Origin of the sequence: Exiguobacterium sp. BRG2 (assembly GCF_031844245.1) — a bacterium.
Taxonomy (GTDB): domain Bacteria; phylum Bacillota; class Bacilli; order Exiguobacteriales; family Exiguobacteriaceae; genus Exiguobacterium_A.
In genome coordinates this window covers 282557-305459 of the sequence record NZ_JAUZUW010000003.1, presented here as the reverse complement: position 1 = coordinate 305459, position 22903 = coordinate 282557, and the positions used below count along the sequence as shown (strand labels likewise).

The window sequence follows — 22903 nt, the reverse complement described above, 5'->3', positions numbered from 1 at the left end:
GCAACCTATTGCCTACCTCGAACATCTGATAACGGGGATGACCCGCAGGTGTTTACACCCGACTCCGGAAGGAGCTTCAAAGGGACTCGAGAAAGTGATTGCAGCAGACTCACTTCTCTCTGGACTCGAGTTTTCCTTTTACTTATCTTCCATCAACGTGTTACGTCCATTCATCTATCGTGATTATTACCTATCGAACAGCATCCGTCAAGTCTTTGTCACCCCACCGAGTCGTTCGATCAATCGTGTTCGGCGCCGGGGTTCCTCTTCTTGCGACGCTTTATGGAACGCACGCGGATCACCGAATAATAACAAACTCGATTTTGCCCGAGTAACTGCCGTATAAATTAAATTTCGGGAATGTTTGAACGCCCCCGTGAAATAGACCGGCATCAAGACGATCGGAAATTCGGATCCTTGCGCTTTATGGATCGTAATCGCATAGGCGTGCGTGAATTGATCCCAGTCACTCCGGTTGTACTCGACTTCCGTCTGATCGAACCGGGCGATGATTTTATCGACTTTATCGACATTCTCTTTAGCGAAGAAGATATTGACGATTTCGCCGATATCTCCGTTATAGACGTTTTCTTCCGCATTGTTGACGAGCTGGAGAATCTTGTCCCCGGTCCGGTAAATCCGCGTCCCTTGTTTGACTTCCCGTTTCTTCGGTTCCTCCGGGTTATAGACGCGTTGCAAGGCGACATTCAATTCGTCGATCCCGACCTGACCTCGGTAGGTCGGCGCGAGGACCTGGACATCGAATTTCGAGTAGCCTTTTGCGAGTGCTTTTTCCGCGAAGGCCGAGATGCCCCGTAACGTCTCTTGCGGAGACGCAGTGTAGAAGCGGCGATCCGCAAGTGGTGATAACAAATCAGCAGACGTCGTCCGGTTCTTCAAATCGTGCGCAAGACGCAATATCGAAGAATCTTCTGCTTGACGATGGACGACGTTCAAACGGACGACGGGAATTCCTTCCGTATCCATCAAGTCTGCCAGCACCTGTCCTGGACCGACGGATGGCAATTGATCGCGGTCACCGACGAACAAGATTTTCATGCCGTTCGGGACGGCGCGAAGCAAACTCGATAACAAGTAGATATCAATCATCGACGATTCATCGATGATCAGTACTTTTCCCGTGATCGGCTGATCCTCATTCAGTTGAAAGTTCGTTCCATCATACTTCAATAGACGGTGAATCGTCATCGCCGGCACGTCCGTTGCTTCCGACAGACGTTTAGCGGCACGTCCCGTCGGTGCAACAAGGACGTATGGATAGACCTCTCCTGTCTTGACGCGACTCTTCTCAAGCGGCCAGTCATGAATTTCTTGCAACGCATGCAAAATTCCCTTGATGACAGTCGTCTTACCGGTACCCGGTCCACCAGTCAAGACCATCAGCGGCGCTTTGACCGCTAACTCGATCGCTTCTCGCTGTTGCGCGGCATATTCCATGCCAAACTGTTCTTCGAGGTGCCCGATTGCTTCAAGAATCGTCGCGACATCGACTTCCTGTTCAGCACCGTTTGCCATGACGCGTGCTAGCTCCTTCGCCGCTCGGACTTCCGCATAAAAGATCGTCGGTAAATACAAGCAACCTTCTTCAAGCTTGACCTTATCTTCAGCGAGCAACAGTTCGATCGCTTGTTCCAGCCGCTCTCCCGGATCTTCCCCTAGCAGACGGGGTGCCCGTTGCAACAGAGAGTCGACCGTCGCGAAGGCATGTCCCTCGCCCGCTTCTTGTTCTAATATATGCATGATCGAAGCAGCGACACGCTCCGGGTGTAGCCCGACAAGTCCGAGATGTGAGGCAATATGATCGGCTGTCTTAAAGCCGATCCCGTTTACTTCATACATCAAGGAATACGGATTCTCCCGAATCCGTGCCATGGCGTCGCCCTCGTACGCGGCATAGATCTTTGCCGCTAGCTTCGGTGTGACATCAAACGGTGCTAAGAACAGCATCAACTGATCGACACCGTATAACGTGGCGAGTCGATTCAATATGATGTCGGCTTGTTTTTGTTTTAACCCAGGCACCTGATTCAGTACCCGTTCATCCTTTAAGATGAGATCCACTGCCTCTTCTCCAAGAGCATCGACGATATTTTTCGCTGTCTTCGGACCAATGCCGGTGAACGAACCATTCGTCAAGAAGCGGATCGTCGCATGTTTGGTCATCGGAACCGATCGGCGAATCAGCTCCGCCTTCAGTTGTTTTCCGAAGCGAGGATGATCAATGAGACGGCCGAATGCTTGATACGTTCCTCCGAGTTCGATTCCGACTCCTGTACCCGTAATGACGAGCTCGGTTTCTTTTAAATCAAAGTTCTTTTCTTTGACGGCGACCAATACAATGGAGTGTGCTTCTTCTTCAGAAGAAAAGAGCACACGTTTGACGCGCCCGACGACTTGATGGGGGTGCTCCATCACTCCACCTTCTTTCTCTCTTTTTCATTCGCTGCTTTCATCATAGCATTCGTTTACCGGATTTTAAATCAGGGAAAGATACCGTGAACCATTTCGTTAAGAGGAGGAGTTTAAGGATGGCACGTTTACCGATTGCAGGATTGTGTGAATTAGTACTTGAAGTCGAGGATATGGACCGTGCGGTCGGTTTTTGGAATGGGACACTTGGCATTCCGATCGTCGAGCAATGGGCTCCTGAGGATGCGGAACCAAGTAAAGAACAATCTAAACAAGACGGGGTTTGGGCAACGTGGCTTTACATCGGCGGTAACACTCGACTCGGTCTGTGGCTGAAACGGGACTTCACGATGGAAGAACGGACCGTCAAACACTTACCAGTGTCCGAATGGGACACGTTGTACGATGAAGGTGGTGTCCATGTTCATTGTGCCTTTTACGTTGAGAAGGACGAGTTCCAACAAGCCTTGAATCAATTGCGGGAAGCATCGATTACCGTGAAGCTCAGAGAATGGGACGAACAGGAGACATCGAATCAAAAAGAGCATTCTGCTTATTTCAAGGATACAGAAAATAACGTCATCGAACTGTATACGAAAAACATGGATGAAGCCTATGAAGACTTTTCCGGACCTCCACTTCGCGTCATTCGTGAAGTCGGGAATTAAATAGCGTAAAAAAGACGACTCCATTTGGAATCGTCTTTTTTGAATCAGTCTGCTTGTTTTAATAACGCATCCATCTTCGCTTTCGCATCTCGTGCAAGGGCGTGTTCCGGCTGATAGGCAAGAACGGCTTCAAGTTCTGCGTAACACGCTTCCTGTTGACCGAGGAAGGCAAGGGCGATCGCATAGTTATAGCGTGCATCTGTATGCGTTTCGTCCAGCATCAAGACATGCTCGAACATCTCGACCGCTTCTTCCAACTTCTCGTTTTGCGCTAAGGCAAGTCCGTATTGGAATGCGATCTCGATATCGACACCGTTTAGTTCTGACGCGCGTTGTAAACGAGGTAAGCCGCGTACTGGATCACCGAGTTTTTGATACGTCATCCCTAGCATGAAATGGAGATCAGCGTCATCAAGTCCATATAATAAGGCTGCGCGCAATGATTCCTCTGCTTCGACGAGTTGATCGGCAGCAAAGAACAGAGCACCTTTCGCATAATAGGCACTCGCGAACGTATTATCGATCATCAGTGCCCGGTCATAAAAACGAAGGGCACGATCAGCGTCGTTCATCGATTGCAGTAATGTTCCAAGATTGACGTATGCTGTCGGATCTTTTGGGTTTTGTTCGATCGCATCATTAAAAGCTTGCGCTGCTAATTCATAATTTCCAGCTTCTAGATGCCGGAACCCTACTTCATTATAGTTCATCTTCTTTTGCTCCTTACGCTAGATAAGCGAGGCGTTCGCCTGCTTTATAGGCTGCATCGATCGTCGCACCACCGAGGCAGATGTCTCCATCATAGAACACGACCGCTTGTCCTGGTGTGATCGCCCGTTGACGTTCGTCAAACGAAACATCGAGTCCATCTTCAAGGACACGAACCGTGACGGCTGTGTCTTGTTGACGGTAACGGAATTTTGCTGTGCAACGGAATGTCTCACCGACTGGACGTTCTGATGTCCAACTGACATCTGAAGCAAGTAATCCTTCCGAATACAATAATTCGTTATGGAATCCTTGATCGACATAGAGAATGTTCTCTTTTAGGTTTTTTCCGACGACGAACCAAGGTTCTCCGTCTCCACCGATACCAAGCCCGTGGCGTTGCCCCATCGTATAGTACATCAATCCATCGTGACGACCCATGACGTTGCCGTCAAGCGTCCGCATCTCACCGGGTTGTGCCGGTAGGTATTGACCGAGGAACTGTTTAAAGTTCCGCTCGCCAATGAAGCAAATACCGGTCGAGTCTTTTTTCTTAGCTGTTGCAAGGTTCGCTTCTTCTGCAATCCGGCGCACTTCTGATTTTTCCATGTGACCGATTGGGAACATCGCCTTCGCGATTTGCTCTTGCGACAATTGATTCAAGAAATACGTTTGATCTTTATTTGCATCCACGCCTCGAAGCAATTTATGTTCTCCATCTTCATAGACAGCACGTGCATAATGACCTGTTGCGACGAAATCGGCACCAAGGCGCATCGCGTGATCGAGGAACGCTTTGAACTTGATTTCCTTGTTACACATGACGTCTGGATTCGGTGTCCGACCGAGTTTATATTCATCGAGGAAGTACGTGAAGACCTTATCCCAGTACTCTTTTTCAAAATTGACCGCATAATACGGAATGCCGATTTGATTGGCTACGGCGATGACGTCTTCATAATCTTCCGTCGCCGTACAAAAGCCGTTCTCATCCGTGTCATCCCAGTTTTTCATGAAGATCCCGATGACGTTATAGCCTTGCTCTTTTAATAAATGAGCCGTCACAGACGAATCGACACCGCCCGACATCCCAACGACGACTGTCGTTTCACTCGGGGCTTTCGCTCGTGTATTCATTCATTTCACCTCTTAGTTAATTCTGAAACGATTTTACGACATCTTGCAAGGCTTGTGCGAGTAGTTCGACTTGCGGAACATCATTTCCGTGCCCAAAGCTGATCCGAACAGATGCGCGCGTTCGTTCATCTTCGCCATACATCGCCGACAGGACATGCGAAGGTTCGACAGACCCTGCCGTACATGCACTCCCACTCGATACCGCCATCTGCCGCATATCGAGCATGATCAAGAACGGTTCGATCTCGATTTGCGGGAAATAAAGATTGAGGACATTCGGTAATCCCTCGATACCGTTGACTTCATACTTGATACCACTTTCATCTAATCGAGTCAGCAAGACGGTACGCAACTGTGTGATCTGATCCTGTTGTTGATCACGCTCCGCTACCATCAGTTCGAGCGCCTTCGCTAAACCGACGATTCCCGGTACGTTCTCTGTACCAGCACGACGCTTGCGTTCTTGTTCTCCGCCGAACGTGTGAGGTGCTAACTTCACACCAGTCCGCACGTACAATAGTCCGATTCCCTTTGGACCGTTAATTTTATGAGCAGACGCGGATAAGAGATCGACCTGTAACGCTTCAACATCGATTGCTTGTTTGCCGAACACTTGCACCGCATCCGTATGAAACAAAATACCGCGTTCCCGTAAAAATTGACCGAATGTCGCAATTGGCTGGATCGTTCCGACTTCATTGTTACCAAACATGATCGAGACGAGTATCGTATCTTCCCGAACTGCTTCTTGTAAGGCAGTCAACGACACAACGCCAGACGACGGTACATCGAGATATGTGACATCATAGCCTTGCTTTTCAAGCTCTTCGAACGCACGGAGTACGGCATGATGCTCAAACCGTGTCGTAATGAGATGACGCCCTTTTTCAAGCGCTGCCTCAGCCGCACCGAAGATGGCGTAGTTATCCGACTCCGTTCCACCACTCGTGAAAATCAGTTCGGTTGGTTTCGCATTTAATTCTTGTGCGATCTGTCGGCGTGCATTGTCGATCGCCGCCCGAGCAGAACGACCAGCCGCATGGACACTTGATGGATTCCCGTACTGTTCGAGCAAATAAGGCGTCATCGCCTCAAGGACTTCTGGACGCATCGGCGTCGTCGCCGAATGGTCAAAGTAATTCATTCGTATTCACCTCTCAAATATAGAACATGTATCCTGTATCGTCTTCTTCTGCTAAGTCTTGTAGTGTCGTTGAATCGAGTACTTGATCGACCGCTTGTTGGATTTTATCCCAAAGTTTGCGTTTCGTGACCTCGTCACAAGCATCGACTTCGACGACGACGAGTGGTCCTTCAAGCAGGCGGATGATTTCACCCGCCGTAATGTTTTGTGCTTCACGACCGAGCTTATACCCGCCATAAGCGCCGCGGACACTTTTGACGAGACCCCCATTTCGAAGTGGTGCGATCAATTGCTCGAGGTAGTGCTCTGATAAATCATACATCTGGGCGATTTTTTTTAAGGACAATGGTTTTGATTCAGCTTCTTTTGCGAGTGCGATCATGATCGTCAGACCATATCGCCCTTTCGTCGAGATTTTCATCATGCGAAGGATCATCCTTTCTAGTATAGTAGTAGCTAAAAGTGGAAGGAGCGTATGTGTATGGCACATTTATTTGAATCCCAGTCTCCTGCCGGACCGCTCGCAAATCGGATGCGTCCGCAGAATCTGGATGAAATCGTCGGACAACGCCATCTAATCGGAGAGACGACGCTTTTGCGGCGCGCCATCTTAGCCGACCGTCTCGGGACCGTCATTTTTTACGGTCCACCGGGCACCGGTAAGACGACGCTCGCACGTGTCATTTCCAGTTATACGAAATCAGCATTCGAGCAATTGAATGCGGTCACGGCAAAACTGGAACAATTACGGGAGATTTTAAAAGCAGCCGAGGCTCGTCTTCAGTTCGAGGATCAAAAAACGATCCTCTTTCTCGATGAGATCCATCGGTTCAATAAGATGCAGCAAGACGCCTTACTGCCGGCACTTGAGGCGGGTACGATCACGTTGATCGGTGCGACGACTGAAAATCCGAGTTTTGAAGTCAATGCTGCTCTCTTATCACGAGCAACGGTATTTCGTTTCGAGCCCCCGACGGCAGACGATTTACGAATCGTCCTCGACCGAACCCTGAAGGACGAAGAGCGTGGTCTTGGCAAATATCCGATCACGATCACGGAGGACGCGATCGATCATTACGTCAAGTTGTCAGATGGCGATTACAGGGCATTATTGAATGCGCTCGAACTCGCCGTCTTGACGACTCCGGAAATCGATGGTCAAATCACGATCGATCTCGCTGTCGCGGAGGAATCGATTCAGCAAAAGGCATTGAAGTATGATAAGGACGGCGATCGTCATTATGATGTCATCTCCGCTTTCATTAAATCGATTCGTGGTTCCGATCCGGACGCCGCGCTCTACTGGCTCGCCGTCATGATTGAAGCCGGTGAAAGTCCCCGTTTCATCGTTCGTCGTCTCTATGTCCATGCGGCAGAAGACATCGGTCTATCTGATCCGCAAGCGTTATTGATGGTCGATGCCTGTGCGCGCGCGTGCGAATACGTTGGTTTCCCGGAAGCTCGGATTCCGCTTGCTGAAACGGTCCTATATCTCGCGACAGCACCGAAATCGAATGCCGTCATCTCAGCCATTGACCAAGCATTGACGCTCGTCCGTCGTTCAGATGGTGGACCTGTTCCCCCACACCTGCGCGATGCCCATCATCCGGGTGCAGCGGCACTTGGGAATGGCGTCACCTACCAATATCCGCACGACTTCGAACATGCCTATGTGCCACAGAATTATTGGCCAGAAAACCTTGCCCGGACCAAACCCATCTTTTATCGTCCAAGCCCACGCGGTTTTGAAAAACAACTGCAGGCTCGACTCGATTTTTGGAACAAACAAACAGCCACACATCAGAAAAAGCGACCATAAGGTCGCTTTTTTAACGAACGCGTTCGATCGTCACGCCAGCTTCACGGACGATCTCATTGATGACGTAGCTCGCTGCAATCAATCCACCAACTGAAGGCACGAATGCGTTCGAACTCGGCGGCATCTTCGCTTTACGAATCGCAGCTGCATCGTTTCCGACAACTTGACGGACTTCTTCAATGATCTTAACGGGCGGTTCATCGGAAAAGACAACAGGAACGCCTTTATGAATACCGGCTTTTCGAAGTTTCGTCCGGATGACCTTCGCCAGAGGATCATAACTTGTATCTTTGATGTCAACGATCTTAATGCGTGTCGGATCCATCTTGTTTGCCATCCCCATGCTCGAAATGATCGGAATGTTACGTTTCTTACATTCTTGAATCAAGTGAATTTTGAACGAGACCGTGTCCGATGCATCGATGACATAATCCGGCTGCTGTTCAAAGAACGACTCGAATGTTTCTTCATTGTAGAACATCTTTAAACGAACGATTTCAAGGTCTGGATTGATTAACGCAAGACGTTCTGCCATCGCATCGACCTTCGGCTGACCGACCGTCGGAAGCAAGGCATGAATTTGTCGGTTAACGTTTGTAATATCGATATCATCCTTATCGACGAGAATCAAACGACCTATACCACTACGGGCAAGTGCTTCTGCTGAGAACGAACCAACACCGCCGATTCCCAGAATAGCGACAGACTTGGATGCCAATGCGTCAAGTCCAGTTTTACCGATTGCTAGTTCATTACGCGAAAATTGATGTAACATCTCATAACCTCACAATACTCATACTGTTTTACTCGGAATTATATCATAAAAAAAAACGTCATGCGACGTGTCGAACAATAAAATAATAAGACGATGGGACCCGAAGTGCCGTGTCGATACCTTATTTTTGAACCTGCTGTGCAGGTGGGTGTCTTATCCGATTCCTATTCGTACGTCCTCCTGCTGTGTTACGAGGCATGTACTACTAGTTGGAACGTCAAACTCCCTATCAAAAAAGAGTGGCTCAAAGATAAAAGGCGGCTCTCGTACAATTCAGGAACCCCATCTGATGCATTTAATATAGCATCCTCCCCTCTGAAATGCAACTACTTCCCACTCCAGAAAAAGATGCTTTTTTAGGTCCAACGTTTCGTGAACTGTTGATTCGGATCATATCGTTGTTGTTGGAATGCGGGATCAAATCGTGGTGTGCGTGTTGCATTCCCAACACCCGCGATGAACGCCCAGTTGCCATAGTTCGAAGCGACATCATAGTCGATCAACTGTTGTTCGAAATATCGTGCTCCGATGCGCCAGTCCTGCTTTAATTCATGAATCAGATAACTGGCAACGATTTGTCTGCCGCGGTTCGACATCCATCCCGTCTCGCGAATCTCGTTCATGAAGGCATCGACGAACGGAACACCGGTCTTTCCTTCTATCCAACGTTCGACAGCTAGCTGGTCCGTCTTCCACGTGTATTGACCGTCTTGTAATCCACTCGACCGGAACAGACGGCTTCCTGTCTCACGCATCGTTAAATGGAAAAAGTCACGCCATAACAGTTCGAAATACAACCAATACGTTGATTCATTTGCTCCCTTTTTTCGCTCGGCTTCCTGCAATTCAGCCATGACGCGACGCGGTGACAGCGATCCGTTCGCTAGCCAGGCAGATAACTTCGAAGAATCATCTCGCAAAAAACCATTACGTGTTTCTTTATAGATGAATACAGGATCAACAAAGTATTCTTGAAGACGTGCTCTCCCCGCTGATTCTCCACCACGGAACGGGAACGCGATCTCTGGATCCGCTTTGACTGATTCCTCCCTTATTAATCGAATACCGGTTGGTGGATCAAGTGGATCGTAGAAGGTTCCTTTCGCCTCGACACGTTTTCGAAACGCTGTAAAGACGCGCTTCAGTTCGTCACTTCCGATATCTTCCCGGCGATGTAGTGTCTGTGTCTCAAAAGAACGGACGGCATATCTGTCTTCGATATACTGTTCACTTGCCACTTCTTCTGTTCCAGTCATCTTATGGAAATAGACGGTATCATCCGCTTGGAGATAAGAATCAAGTGCCTCATTCACCTTCCCCTCTAAAATATCTAATGCAATTCCGATTTGAGACAAATGATCGGCTAAATTCGCTAATGACTCTTCTTCGAATTTCGCTTGTTGTGCGCCTCTTTCAAACAGCTGTCCCTTATGATTTTTAACGTATACTGCCCGAATCGTATCTTGTTCTTCGCATGCGCTTCGAAGTGCTTCATGATCATCGACACGCAAATCATTGCGGTACCAGACGACTGCTCCCATATTGATCGGCTCCCTTCTCTTATACTATGACCCGACCAAGGGACTTAGAAAACCAATCGATGTGCCGACGAGGTTTTAAGACGTTGTTTTCGTGGAATATGATTACTACAACAAATCAGAGGAGTGAATGGATCAATGGCTGCAAAACGCGGTAAACTCAGAACATTAGTGACGCTTGTAACGACGGTTGGGCCAATCGTTTATAAATTCTATAAAAAACAACAAGCTAAAAAATCAATCAACAATCCTAAATAAAAAATGGACGCTTCCTGATCGGAGCGTCCATTTTTTAACGTTTACTGACACCTTCACTCGCGTCGACATAAAAACGCCATGGATAGGCCGTCGCTTCTCCAGCATTTGGAATACCAATGCGTGTCGTCTGGACGATTGCATCGACCGGGTCGGCAACGAGTCGAAACCGGTCTTGATAAAGATCCTGACCTGAATCAGCAGTCGTTAGACCGAATCCTTGGCACAATTTTGCCGGTCCATTGACGAGATTTCGTCTTTGAATCGCAGTCAATTCCGCGTAGGAACAACCAAAACGGCGTTTAGCGACCTGATCGTGCCCTCTGATGATTTCGGCACCTCGTAACAGCAGTCCGTATCCTTCCCCTTCATGTCCACAAACGATATTCATACAGTGATGCATACCATACGTGAAATAAACATATAAATGTCCGGGTGGACCGAACATCGGTGCCGTTCGTTTCGTTGGTTTACCGGAAAACGAGTGTGCCGCTTGATCGTGAGGACCGAGATAGGCTTCGACCTCGACGATTCGCATCGTTACCTCATCGACCGTGATGTGTGTTCCTAAGAAATCTGGTCCGACTTCAACTGGAGACCGTTCAAAAAAGTGTCGTTCCATCCGTTCGCCCTCCTTCATGAAACAAGCGAACCTCCCATACCGGAAGATTCGCTTGTCGTGACTTACGATTGTTTGACTGCTGTACGAATTGAGAGGTCATTTAATTGCGCATCCGAGACTGGGCTTGGTGCTGCCGTCAACAGATCACTTGCTGATGCTGTTTTCGGGAAGGCAATCGTATCACGCAAGTTCGAACGCCCTGCGAGTAACATGACGAGACGGTCTAGACCAAGTGCGATCCCCGCATGTGGTGGTGTTCCGTATTCGAATGCTTCCATCAAGAAGCCGAATTGCTCGTTTGCTTCTTCTTCTGAGAAGCCAAGCAACTTGAACATCCGCTCCTGGATATCCCGTTCATAAATCCGTTGTGATCCACCGCCGAGCTCATATCCGTTTAAGACGAGGTCATACGCGACGGCGAGGACTTTGCCAGGATCCGTCTCGAGCAATTCGAGATCCTCACGACGCGGCATCGTGAACGGGTGGTGGTTCGCATAGAAACGACCATCTTCTTCTTCGTACGTGACAAGTGGGAAGTCTGTCACCCAAAGGAAGTTGAAGACCGACTCATCAATTAAGTCGAGTTCCTTCGCCAACTTCTGACGGAGCGCACCTAAGCTGTCTGCTACGATCGATGCTTTTGCTGCGACGAACAACAACAAGTCGCCTGCTTCCGCATCTGTCGCCGCTGTCAAGCGAGCGGTTGCTTCTTCGTCGAAGAACTTCGCGATTGGACCATTCAATCCGTCCACTGTCACTTTGACCCATGCGAGACCTTTTGCACCATAAATCGCCGTAAATTCTTGTAACTTATCGATGTCTTTTCGTGAGAAGCGTTCAGCTGCACCTTTGACGTTCAATGCTTTGACTTCTCCACCTGCTTCAAGTGCCATATCGAATACTTTGAATCCTGCTCCTTTGACGGCATCCGCGACATCGATCAATTCGAGACCGAAGCGTGTATCCGGTTTATCCGAACCATACCGGCTCATTGCTTCTGCATACGGCATCCGTGGGAATGGTGTCACGATATCTTTTCCGAGCGTTTCTTTCATGACGCGTGTCATCATCGACTCCATCATGGCATACAAGTCTTCGATGTCCATGAAGCTTGTCTCGATGTCGACTTGCGTGAATTCAGGTTGACGGTCTGCCCGTAAGTCTTCATCACGGAAACAACGTGCGATTTGGAAGTACCGCTCAAAACCAGACACCATCAGCAATTGTTTGAACAATTGTGGAGATTGTGGCAAGGCGTAGAACTCGCCCGGGTGAACCCGGCTTGGGACGAGATAGTCACGTGCGCCTTCTGGCGTTGATTTCGTTAAGATCGGTGTCTCGACTTCAAGGAAGTCTTGCTCATCGAGGAAGTTCCGCATGATGTTCGATGCTTTCGAACGGAGACGGAATGTCTCTTGGAGCGATGGGCGACGCAAGTCGAGGTAACGGTATTTAAGACGTAAATCTTCTGACGTCTGCTCCGCTTCTTCACTGATCGGGAACGGTGTCATCTTCGCTGCGTTTAAGATGACGACTTCATCCGCGACGACCTCGACTTGTCCAGTCGGGATGTTCGGGTTCGGATTCTCACGTGCGATGACATGTCCTTTAATATCGAGGACATATTCCGAACGAATCGATTCGGCAAGACGGTGTGCCTGCTCGTTTTCCGGTTGGAAGACGATTTGGACGATGCCACTACGGTCACGGAGATCAAGGAAGATCAATCCTCCTAAGTCACGTCGTTTTTGAACCCATCCTTTAAGTTGAACGTGTTGTCCGATGACTTCTTCTGTCACCTGTCCGTTCATATGCGTGCGTCCGATCATTGTGCTTCCTCCTTTAATTTCGCGACGATCGTATCAGCGACTGCTGATAACGGAACGTCCGTCTGTTCCCCTGTAGCCATGTTTTTGAGGGCAGCTGCACCACGCTCGACTTCTTCATCCCCGAGGATGACCGTGTAACGTGCTTTCAAGCGATCTGCTGCCTTAAATTGTCCTTTGAACTTCCGACCGAGATAATCGCGATCCGCGACAAGTCCTTCAAGACGCATCAATTGTAAGAGACGTGTTGCTGTCTTTTCGACTTCGTCACTGCCTTGCGCGACGATGAAGACATCGATTTGATCATCGACTGCCGGTAAGACGTTCTCATTCTCAAGCGCCATCAATAAACGCTCGATACCGATTCCGAATCCGATTCCCGGTGTTGCTGGTCCACCGATCTGTTCGACGAGACCGTTGTAACGACCACCACCACACAGTGTCGTGATTGCTCCGAAGCCTTCTGCTTCTGACATGATTTCGAACGCCGTGTGATTGTAATAATCGATTCCGCGAACGAGCGTCGGGTCAACGACATACTCGATGCCGAGTGCATCTAAGTGAAGCAACACTTCGTCGAAGTACGCTTTTGATGCCGGGTTTAAGTATTCAAGAATCGATGGTGCTGTTGCCATGCTCGGGTGATCGCGGTCGACCTTACAATCAAGGACACGAAGTGGATTCGTTTCGAGACGGTTCTGACAGTCCTGACATAATTCGTGAACGACTGGTTTAAAGTGAGCGACAAGTGCTGCCCGGTGTGCGGCGCGACTTTCGTTATCCCCGAGCGTGTTGATGACCAGTTTAAGATGCTTCAATCCGAATGAACGGTAGATGCTCATCGCGAGACTGATGACTTCCGCATCGATGGCCGGTTGTTCACTTCCGAGTGCTTCAACTCCGTATTGGTGGAGCTGACGGAAACGTCCTGCTTGCGGACGTTCATAACGGAACATCGGGCCGATATAGAACAATTTCGTTGGTTGGTTCGGTGAACCGAAAAGTTTGTTCGTCACGAATGAACGAACGACGGCAGCCGTTCCTTCCGGGCGTAACGTCAACTGGTCTTTTCCGCGTTTCTCAAGCATGAACATCTCTTTTTGAACGATATCCGTCGTCTCACCAACGCCACGTTTGAAAAGTTCTGTCTCCTCAAAAATCGGCGTCCGGATTTCCTTATAGTTGTAACGCTTACTAATTTCACGTAATTGTTGTTCGATGTACTGCCAACGTTCGACTGTTCCTGGAAGGACATCAAACGTACCGCGTGGTAATTTCATCTCAAATTCCTCCTTTTTTGAATACAAAAAAGTTCTCGTCCGCAAAGGGACGAGAACTTGAAGATCCCGTGGTACCACCCTGGTTGTCAAATCACATTTGACCACTCGGTGCAGTTAACGCCTGCGTACGACCTTCCCTACTATCGGTTCAGGAAGATACCTCGGAAGGGTCTTTCATCGAGTTCGTCTGTTCGCCCTTTCAGCCAAGGGGCGACTCTCTAAGCAGACGAGGTCTTGATTACTCCTCTTCGTCTTCGGTCGTATGAATCATTTGGTTACGTCTAATATTGCCTCGTCTCTCGGTTCCTGTCAAGCGTTTGCTTCTTTTTCAAGAATCAACGTTACAGGTCCATCATTAATGAGCGCGATATCCATCATGGCACCGAACTGACCTGTCTCGACCGTCAGTCCTTGCGCACGAAGACGTTCATTGAACGCTTCATACAACTCATTGGCAACATCCGGTTTCGCCGCTTCCGTGAAGGCTGGACGACGTCCTTTTTTGACATCACCATACAGCGTGAACTGCGAGACGGATAGAATCTGACCGTCGACATCCTGTAACGAGCGATTCATCCGTTCTTCCTCATCTTCAAACACACGGAGTCCTGCGATTTTATCAGCTAACCAGTTCACCTGATCGATCGTGTCTTCGTGTGTGACACCGACGAGCAAGAGAAATCCTTGTTTGATTTGACCGATGACCTCCTGATTGACTGTGACACTTGCTTCTTTGACTCGTTGTAATACAACTCGCACGACGGATCCGCTCCTTACGTCATCATGACGCGATGTACAGCATACACGTCAGAGATTTGTTTAATTCGATCGACGACTTTTTGTAGATGATTGACATTATTGATCGCAATCGTCATCGTGATTTTGGCTTGTTTACTGTCGTCGCCCTTCCCACTGACAGCGACGATGTTCGTATTCGTTGCAGATACCGACTGCAAGACATCATTCAACAATCCTGCCCGGTCAAATCCAGAAATTTCGATTTCGACGTTATAACTCTTGACGGCTTTACCTTCATGTTCCCACTCGACTTCGAGCAGACGTTCTGGATTTTGTTCGTGAATGACGTTCAAACAGTCCGTCCGGTGAATTGAGACGCCACGCCCACGCGTGATATATCCGACGATATCGTCCCCTGGAACCGGATTACAACAACGACTCATGCGAACGAGCATGTTATCGATGCCTTTGACCCGAACCCCCTCCGGATTTTCCTTTTTCGGACGATCGAACGTCTTCATCTCACTGATTGCTTCGTTCAGTTCTAGATTTTTGGTTTCTTTGTCTTTGCGTAATTTTTCCGTTAATTTATGCGCGACTTGGGCAGCGGTCAGACCATGATAGCCAACAGCAGCGTACATGTCTTCTTCTTGCGAGAAGTTGAACTTTCGCGTCACGTCTTCGAGCGTCTTCTCATTGATGACTTCTTTCGGCTCAAAGCCAAGCTTCTTCACTTCTGCTTCGATCAGTTCCCGTCCTTTTGAGACGTTCTCTTCGCGTTGCTGACGTTTGAACCATTGACGGATTTTATTTTTCGCCTGACTCGACACACAAATCTTGAGCCAATCCTTACTTGGACCATAACTATGCTTCGACGTGACGATTTCGATGATGTCACCTGTCTTTAGCTTATAGTCGATCGGTACCATCCGTCCGTTGACTTTCGCTCCGATCGTCCGGTGACCAATTTCCGTATGAATTCGGTAGGCATAATCAATCGGAACAGAACCTTTCGGCAACTCGATGACGTCACCTTTTGGTGTGAAGACGTACAGCATGTCACTGAAGAAGTCGACTTTGACCGATTCCATGAATTCCTCGGCATCTGCCGTGTCCTTCTGTAACTCCAAAATCTCGCGGAAGTGAGCAATCTTATCCTCAAACCCAGATTTTGCTTCCTGTTCCTTACCTTCTTTATACGCCCAGTGAGCGGCAATCCCGTACTCGGCAATGAAATGCATGTCTCGCGTCCGAATTTGGACCTCGAGCGGCTCGCCTTTCGGTCCGATGACCGTCGTATGCAGCGACTGATACATGTTCGGCTTCGGCATCGCGATATAATCCTTGAAACGTCCCGGCATCGGTTTATACTGCGTATGAATGATTCCGAGTACGGCGTAACAATCTTTGATTGAATCAACAATGATGCGAACAGCCATCAAATCATAGATTTCACTGAACTCTTTTTTCGAGTTTTGCATCTTATTATAAATGGAATAGATATGTTTCGGACGTCCATCGACTTCCGCTGCAATCTGTACATCATCGAGTACTTCATTGACCTCTTCAATAACCGAACTAACGAGCGCTTCTCGTTCCGTCCGTTTTTGTTTCATCATCGAAACGATCCGGTAGTATTGTTGCGGATTGATGTAGCGCAAACTGATGTCCTCGAGTTCCCATTTGATCGTCGAAATCCCGAGACGATGCGCAAGTGGCGCGAAGATTTCAAGCGTCTCTTCTGCCTTTTGCACTTGCTTTTCCTTGACCATATGTTGCAACGTCCGCATATTGTGCAAACGGTCAGCCAGTTTGATCAAGATGACACGAATGTCTTCCGCCATCGCGATGAACATCTTCCGATGGTTCTCAGCTAACTCTTCGCGCTTCGATTTATATTTGATTTTCCCGAGTTTCGTGACGCCATCGACGAGCATCGCAACGTCAGATCCGAATCGTTCGGATAATTCTTCGAGTGTAATGTCCGTATCTTCGACGACATCATGAAGAAGCGCAGCGACGATCGTCGTTGCATCCAAACCAATATCGACTAAGATACCGGCAACTTGTACCGGATGAATGATGTACGGTTCCCCTGAACGGCGGAATTGCCCATCATGTTCGTCTTTCGCGAATTGGTAAGCACGTTCGATGTCTTTGACTTCAGCTTGCGTCATGTATTCCGCACATCGAGCGAGAAGGTCTTCTACATTTACGATTTGTTTATTTGTCATCCCTTTTCCTCACCCAGTCCCCGGGATCGTCTGCAACGGAATCCCTAATATATAATTCTTATTATCGTGAAATCTTGAGAAGATGTCAAAATAAAAAGAAATACCCCCTTGGTCATCAAGTACCAAGAGAGTATAGTGTCTTCAGTCTTCGTAGCGAATCAATGAAAGAATGTCATATCCTTCGAGTTTCTCACGTCCGCCAAGACCATCGAGTTCAATTAAGAATCCGATTCCGGCAACTGTTCCGCCTAATTTTTCGATCATTTGGATCGTTGCTTCAATCGTACCACCTGTCGCAAGCAAATCGTCAAGGATGACGACGCGTTGTCCCGGTTGGATTGCATCTTCGTGCATCGTCAAGACGTCTTTTCCGTACTCAAGACCATACTCGACACGGACTGTCTCGCGCGGTAATTTTCCTTCTTTACGAACAGGAACGAATCCGATTTCCATCGCGTAAGCTGCTGGGCAACCAACGACGAATCCACGTGCTTCCGGACCCGCGATGACATCCGCGCCTTTACTCCGTGCATACTCAACGAGTGCATCGACCGATTGTTTGTACACTGGTCCGTTCTGCATGAGTGATGTGATATCTTTGAAACTGATTCCTTCTTTCGGCCAGTTCTCGACCTCTTTTATATGCTGTTTGAACTCCATGTCTTTTCCTCCTGCTTCGCCGCTTCTACCAAAGTATCAAAACGCTCTTTCAACTGAGCGAGTGACGAATAAATGTATTGTTGCTCGAGCTCTTGACGCGCTTCATGACGCTGGTACGTCGGAGCTTCCGTCAGATCTCGTTTTGCAGCATTTGGGTTCACACCCGGCAGCCCGTCCTCCATTGTAACAAGAAAATCAAGTTCCGAGAATACCGAATGCATAAAGTTAATCGATCGTTTCGTCCATTTTCGCGATTTCGACAAACGTACGAGACCGATCCGGAGCTCGTCTCGTGGACATTTCGCGAAATACTGGAAGTAATGCTTGAAGTCTTCCCGCGACGGAATCGTCTCGAAATAGTATCCTTCATCCTTAAAGGCACAATAAATCCGCTCTGCCTGTTCCACATATGGATAAAATGCTGCTTCCTCTTCCGGCAGGTCAAGAAAGACAATGTTTTGTCGAATCGGACCATTCAATGGACGTTCAGTGTATTTCTCCTTCATCTCATCGGTAAAGGCGACGAATGTCGTCGTCTCGTGCGGTAAGGCGAATAGATCGCTCAGCGGACGCTTACCTCCACGGTAATCAAACACTTGAACATCTTCGACAGCGACGTCTTGAATCATCAATTGAGGTTTACGGAAACCATTCCATTCATTGATGTTCAGACTGCCCATCAAGTGAATCTCCGATAAGGTTGAAACTTCATCGACGAGGTCGCCGAAGCTGAAGCCAATTGCATCGAGTTCCTTCCCGTCGCCTGATAGGAGTGCCTTGACATGCGTCAAATCACGACCGATCCGTTTCATATCGCGAATCTTCGCCTGCTCAATGACAATCCGTGGCGCGGGGTTTCCTATCCCGAACGGTGCCAGTCGCTGAATGTCTTCAATCAACTGAATCGAGACATCACTGACGTGTAGACGTAGGTCGACATCGATTGTCGCGATGAACGCGTCATCCGGTAACGTGCTCGCTTGTTCATTCAAGCGTTGACGTAACGTCTCAACGTCATCGGAAGAGAGCGTCATGCCGGCAGCAGCCGGATGTCCTCCGAAATGCGGCAAGATATCTTCACATTTCGTCAGTTCAGCGAAGAGGTCAAAGGCTGGAATCGACCGTCCAGAACCCTTCGCTGTTCCTTTTTCAGCATCATGACACAGCATGATGACAGGACGATGATATTTTTCAACGAGTCGCGAGGCGACGATGCCGACGACACCTGGGTTCCAGTCTGCCGCATCGACGACGAGGACGCGGTCATCCTTGAAGCGTTCCTCGACAAGCGCCGTTGCTTCCTCCGCAATCTGCTTGACGATATCTTGACGTTGTTTATTTTGTTGGTCGAGTTGTTTCGCGAGATGAAGTGCTTCATCTTTACTTTCTGCTAGCAACATCTCGAGCGCTGGCATCGCAGAATCAAGACGACCTGCTGCATTGATCCGTGGACCGAATGCAAATCCGACCGACTCTTCCGTTAGTTCGTCCTCAGTTAAACTGCAGACGTCACGTAACGCAAGGATACCTGGACGTTCACTTGCGTTTAGCGCCTCGATTCCACGAATCGCAAGCAAGCGGTTTTCGCCGACGAGCGGGACAAGATCGGCAATCGTTCCGAGCACGGCAAGATCGAGTAATTCGACTGGTTCACGATCAAGGAGAGCATGTGCGACTTTAAAGGCGACGCCTGCCCCAGCAAGTTTTGAGAACGGATAGTCTGGATCGACACCTGGATGGATCAAGGCAAAGGCATCGGGTAACGTTTCTTTGGCTTCGTGGTGATCGGTGATGATTAAATCGACCCCGAGTTCCTTCAGGACATCTGCTTCGTGGATACCGGAAATCCCACAGTCGACAGTGATGACGAGACTAAACCCTTCTTCCGCTGCCCAGCGAAATGCTGCTTCATTCGGTCCATAGCCTTCCGTGAATCGGTTTGGGATATAACACTCTGCCATCCCTCCAATTTCAATCAAGGCATGCCAGAGAATCGCAGCGGAACTCACACCATCGACGTCATAATCACCGTAAATTAAAATCATCTCACCTTCGTTGACGGCACGTTGAATCCGTTCAACGACTTTCGGCATGTCTTTAAAAGCAAATGGATCGTGGAATGCCATTTGATCCGTCTCTAAAAAATCACGAGCAGCTTCACGTGTCGTGAATCCCCGTTGGACAAGTAATTGTGCGACGTGCGGTGAGATCGTGCCATCCGCCGTCAATTGTTCGATTTGTTCTGAATCGATGACTTTATCAAGCCATGTTTTTTTAGCATGGTACATCTCAAACCCTCCAATCAACTTCCCCATTATAATTGAAAATCCGCACCAGCGATAGCTGATGCGGATACTCTTTTAAGAAGCGCGTTTTGTGCGACCAAGTGTCCGACCTTTCATGACGAGCCAGAGCTGCGCGGCGATGAAGATCGAAGAATACATCCCCATGATCAAACCGACAAGCAGGGCGAGACTGAATCCACGGATTGCCTCACTACCGAAGATGTAGAGTGCCGCTGCCGTCATGATGACCGTGACGACCGTATTGATCGAGCGAATGATCGTTTGTTGAATCGATTCATTGACGATGTGTGCCAATTCATCAAATGAGACTTTCCGTCCACCTTTTTCAGCAAGTCCGAGATTTTCTCGCACCCTGTCGAACGTAACGATCGTATCGTTGACAGAATACCCGATGATCGTCAGAATCGCTGCGATAAAGTACAGATTGACCTCAATCTGGAACAGCGAGAAGAAGGCGACAATCATCAATGCATCGTGCAATAGTGCAAGCACTGTCGCAATCCCGTATAACGGTTGGAATCGGAACGAGACATAGATGACGATCCCAAGTGACGCGAGTAAGACGGCATAAATCGCGTTACGCGCGATTTCTTGACCAACTTGTGCCGAAACCGTCGAGATACTCGGTTCTTTCTTATATTCCGTTTCAATCGTTTGTTTCATTTTAGAGATTTGATTTTGGCTGAATTCCCCAACGAACGTGACGTTCGCTAGTTTTCCACCTTGAGCAAATTGGATGCCATCGATTTCCGCAGCATCAATGCCTGACTCTTCAATGACAGAGCGGACATCGGCTTCCTTGATTTGATTCTCAGAAGAAATCTCGACGCGTGTACCTTGCGTGAAGTCGATCCCGAGGTTCAGACCACGGAACGACAACAAAAGGACCGACACGATGACAAGCGCAATCGTGATTGCGAAATAGATTTTACGATGTTTGACGTAATCGAATTTCGTAGGATTAAAGCTCACGGATTTCACTCTCCTTTACACCGAACCATGATTTCTTCTTATCGAACCATCGGCTACTGACAAGGAGTTGCATCAGGTAACGTGAGACAAAAACGTTCGTGACGAACGTGACGGCGATCGAAACCATCAACATGATGGCGAATCCTTTGACCGTACTTGTACCAAAGTAGTACAACACGCCAGCAGAGATTAACGTCGTCAAGTTGGCATCAAGAATCGTACCAAACGAACGACGGTTACCGGCTTTGAACGCGGACAAGACAGATTTACCACTTCGTAATTCATCCTTGATCCGCTCAGCAGTGATGATGTTCGCATCGACCGCCATCCCGACTCCAAGAACGAGTGCCGCAATCCCCGGTAATGTGAGGACAGCATTGATCCCGTTAAAGAAGATCATGACGAGATAGATGTAGAACAGCAACGTAATAATCGAAACGAATCCAGAGACCCGGTAGAACAGTAGCATGAACAAGAAGACTGCAGCTACACCGATTGCTGAGGCGAAGAGCGTCTGATCAAGTGCGTCCTGTCCAAAAGCAGCAGAGACCGACGTCGAGTAGATTTCCTCGAGTTTGACCGGCAGTGCTCCTGCGTTAAGGATTGAGGACAATTGTTTACCATACTCGGCATCGATATCGCCACCGGAAATGATTGCCTTATCCGAGTTGATTGGTTGAGTGACCGATGCATCCGAAACGATTTTCGAATTCTTCTTTTGAATCTCTTTTTCGTACGTATCACCTTTTTCGTAATCGAGCCAGATGACAAGGCGGTTCGCCGGTGCTTGCATTTGTGAGACTTTTTGAGTTACTTCATAAAATTTCTGTTTTGACTTCATCGTCAATTCGACGAGTGGTTCATTCGTATTCGGATCATATCCGACTTTTGCTCCTTTAGCTTTTAAGTCTGAACCGTCAAGCAACAACTTATCGTTGATGTCACGGAATGACAATTGTGCTGTCGAAGATAGGATTTGACGCGCTTCCGTCTGATCCTTGACGCCAGCAAGTTGAACACGAATCCGGTTGTTACCTTCGATCCGAATATCCGGTTCAGAGACACCGAGAACGTTGACACGGTTCTCAATTGCCGTCAATGTGGCACTCATCGCATTTTGGTCGATGACGTCTCCTTCTTTCAGTGGTTGTACTTCATACAAGACTTCGAAGCCACCTTTAAGGTCAAGGCCAAGCTTCGTATCCTTCAGCAACCATGACGATGTCGTACCGATCAGCACGAGCAACGCGATGACGACGATGAAGAATGTGGCAAGTTTCCCTTTCTTGATCATGCTACATTATCCTTTCTCTAGTTCCCAGTATATTTTCAGACAACTTTGTTCTCCTACCCTAGCTTACAAAAGAAATGGTAATCTTAGCAAACGTTTTTCTCATATATAAACAGAAAAGACGCTCCGGAATCCGGAAAGCGTCTTTTCAATGCCTTATTCGACCGTTTCGTCGCCCATGACAGTCGTTGATTTTTTCGTCACTTCTGCCACAGCACTTCGGTTGAATGTCAATTGTGCGTTTCCTGACTTCAATGTCACCGTCGTGTCGTCCACTTTTTGGACAACCCCGTGAAGACCACCGATCGTTACGATCGAATCGCCGCGTGAGAGTTCATTTTGCATCTGACGCACTTGCTTCTGGCGTTTGTTCTGTGGACGGATCAACAAGAAATAGAACACCACGAAGATCAAGATCATCGGGAGGAATGTCAATAATTGTTGCATCATATTCAGCTCCTTTTATCATTCAAATCACGTTCATTATACCGTGAAAGGAT

General features: G+C 48.4%; 17 protein-coding genes, 1 other RNA gene, 1 pseudogene and 2 other annotated features (1 of these 21 only partly in view). Of the genes and pseudogenes, 2 read left to right on the top strand and 17 right to left on the bottom strand.

Annotated elements, in window-relative coordinates; all coding sequences use genetic code 11:
* Window positions 1–165: a binding site (T-box leader), on the bottom strand; it reaches 46 nt to the left of the window's first position.
* A 42-nt stretch (window positions 166–207) separates the two neighbouring features.
* Entirely contained in the window at window positions 208–2433 is a 2226-nt protein-coding gene (gene recD2 / locus Q9R23_RS06545) for an SF1B family DNA helicase RecD2 (protein ID WP_311246638.1), read from the bottom strand.
* A 116-nt stretch (window positions 2434–2549) separates the two neighbouring features.
* Between recD2 and Q9R23_RS06540 the strand changes: the two genes are divergently transcribed.
* Window positions 2550–3098, top strand: coding sequence for a VOC family protein (locus Q9R23_RS06540; protein WP_214859649.1), 549 nt, complete (start codon window positions 2550–2552; stop codon window positions 3096–3098).
* 44 nt (window positions 3099–3142) lie between these two features.
* On the opposite strand, the gene Q9R23_RS06535 is transcribed toward Q9R23_RS06540, so the two are convergent.
* From Q9R23_RS06535 to cymR, 4 genes are read right to left on the bottom strand one after another with little or no spacing between them, the layout of a single operon-like run.
* The gene (locus tag Q9R23_RS06535) at window positions 3143–3808 is read right to left on the bottom strand and encodes a tetratricopeptide repeat protein (protein ID WP_058703823.1); all 666 of its coding nucleotides are present in this window, start codon (window positions 3806–3808) and stop codon (window positions 3143–3145) included.
* A gap of 13 nt (window positions 3809–3821) precedes the next feature.
* Complete coding sequence (gene mnmA / locus Q9R23_RS06530) at window positions 3822–4943, bottom strand: tRNA 2-thiouridine(34) synthase MnmA (RefSeq protein ID WP_029342234.1); 1122 nt, start codon at window positions 4941–4943, stop codon at window positions 3822–3824.
* 16 nt (window positions 4944–4959) lie between these two features.
* Window positions 4960–6087 (bottom strand): cysteine desulfurase family protein, encoded by a 1128-nt coding sequence (locus Q9R23_RS06525; protein WP_396136358.1) that lies wholly within the window; start codon window positions 6085–6087, stop codon window positions 4960–4962.
* 13 nt (window positions 6088–6100) lie between these two features.
* Complete coding sequence (gene cymR / locus Q9R23_RS06520; protein WP_290783413.1) at window positions 6101–6508, bottom strand: cysteine metabolism transcriptional regulator CymR; 408 nt, start codon at window positions 6506–6508, stop codon at window positions 6101–6103.
* Window positions 6509–6568: 60 nt separating this feature from the next.
* On the opposite strand from cymR, the gene Q9R23_RS06515 reads away from it, so the two are divergent.
* The gene (locus Q9R23_RS06515; RefSeq protein WP_290754944.1) at window positions 6569–7906 is read left to right on the top strand and encodes a replication-associated recombination protein A; all 1338 of its coding nucleotides are present in this window, start codon (window positions 6569–6571) and stop codon (window positions 7904–7906) included.
* 10 nt (window positions 7907–7916) lie between these two features.
* Here Q9R23_RS06515 and Q9R23_RS06510 read toward each other — a convergent pair whose 3' ends face one another.
* From Q9R23_RS06510 to yajC, 12 genes and pseudogenes are all read right to left on the bottom strand, one after another.
* Window positions 7917–8681: a tRNA threonylcarbamoyladenosine dehydratase gene (locus tag Q9R23_RS06510; RefSeq protein ID WP_290783110.1), complete on the bottom strand. Its 765-nt coding sequence runs from the start codon at window positions 8679–8681 to the stop codon at window positions 7917–7919.
* A 93-nt stretch (window positions 8682–8774) separates the two neighbouring features.
* Window positions 8775–8964, bottom strand: a non-coding RNA gene (ssrS, locus tag Q9R23_RS06505) — 6S RNA.
* Window positions 8965–9037: 73 nt separating this feature from the next.
* A complete protein-coding gene (locus Q9R23_RS06500; protein ID WP_290783112.1) occupies window positions 9038–10222 on the bottom strand; it encodes a DASH family cryptochrome in 1185 nt (394 codons plus the stop codon).
* Window positions 10223–10511: 289 nt separating this feature from the next.
* Complete coding sequence (locus Q9R23_RS06495; protein ID WP_290783114.1) at window positions 10512–11096, bottom strand: DNA-3-methyladenine glycosylase; 585 nt, start codon at window positions 11094–11096, stop codon at window positions 10512–10514.
* 62 nt (window positions 11097–11158) lie between these two features.
* A complete protein-coding gene (gene aspS, locus Q9R23_RS06490) occupies window positions 11159–12925 on the bottom strand; it encodes an aspartate--tRNA ligase (RefSeq protein WP_290783116.1) in 1767 nt (588 codons plus the stop codon).
* Window positions 12922–14202 carry a histidine--tRNA ligase gene (gene hisS, locus Q9R23_RS06485; RefSeq protein ID WP_311246637.1) on the bottom strand — a complete coding sequence of 427 codons (1281 nt, stop codon included), beginning with the start codon at window positions 14200–14202 and terminating at the stop codon, window positions 12922–12924. Before hisS ends, aspS begins: the two co-directional genes overlap by 4 nt.
* A 42-nt stretch (window positions 14203–14244) precedes the next feature.
* Window positions 14245–14466: a binding site (T-box leader), on the bottom strand.
* Between the two features lie 45 nt (window positions 14467–14511).
* On the bottom strand, window positions 14512–14961 hold the full coding sequence (gene dtd, locus Q9R23_RS06480; RefSeq protein WP_214853089.1) for a D-aminoacyl-tRNA deacylase: 450 nt from the start codon (window positions 14959–14961) through the stop codon (window positions 14512–14514).
* Window positions 14962–14975: 14 nt separating this feature from the next.
* Entirely contained in the window at window positions 14976–17174 is a 2199-nt protein-coding gene (locus Q9R23_RS06475; protein ID WP_311246636.1) for a RelA/SpoT family protein, read from the bottom strand.
* Between the two features lie 141 nt (window positions 17175–17315).
* Window positions 17316–17834, bottom strand: coding sequence for an adenine phosphoribosyltransferase (locus Q9R23_RS06470; RefSeq protein WP_214771006.1), 519 nt, complete (start codon window positions 17832–17834; stop codon window positions 17316–17318).
* A complete protein-coding gene (recJ, locus tag Q9R23_RS06465; protein ID WP_311246635.1) occupies window positions 17813–20122 on the bottom strand; it encodes a single-stranded-DNA-specific exonuclease RecJ in 2310 nt (769 codons plus the stop codon). The genes Q9R23_RS06470 and recJ overlap by 22 nt, the downstream gene beginning before the upstream one ends.
* A gap of 72 nt (window positions 20123–20194) precedes the next feature.
* Window positions 20195–22403, bottom strand: a pseudogene (gene secD / locus Q9R23_RS06460) (protein translocase subunit SecD).
* A 156-nt stretch (window positions 22404–22559) separates the two neighbouring features.
* Window positions 22560–22850, bottom strand: coding sequence for a preprotein translocase subunit YajC (gene yajC, locus Q9R23_RS06455; RefSeq protein ID WP_214853065.1), 291 nt, complete (start codon window positions 22848–22850; stop codon window positions 22560–22562).
* Window positions 22851–22903 lie beyond the last annotated feature (53 nt).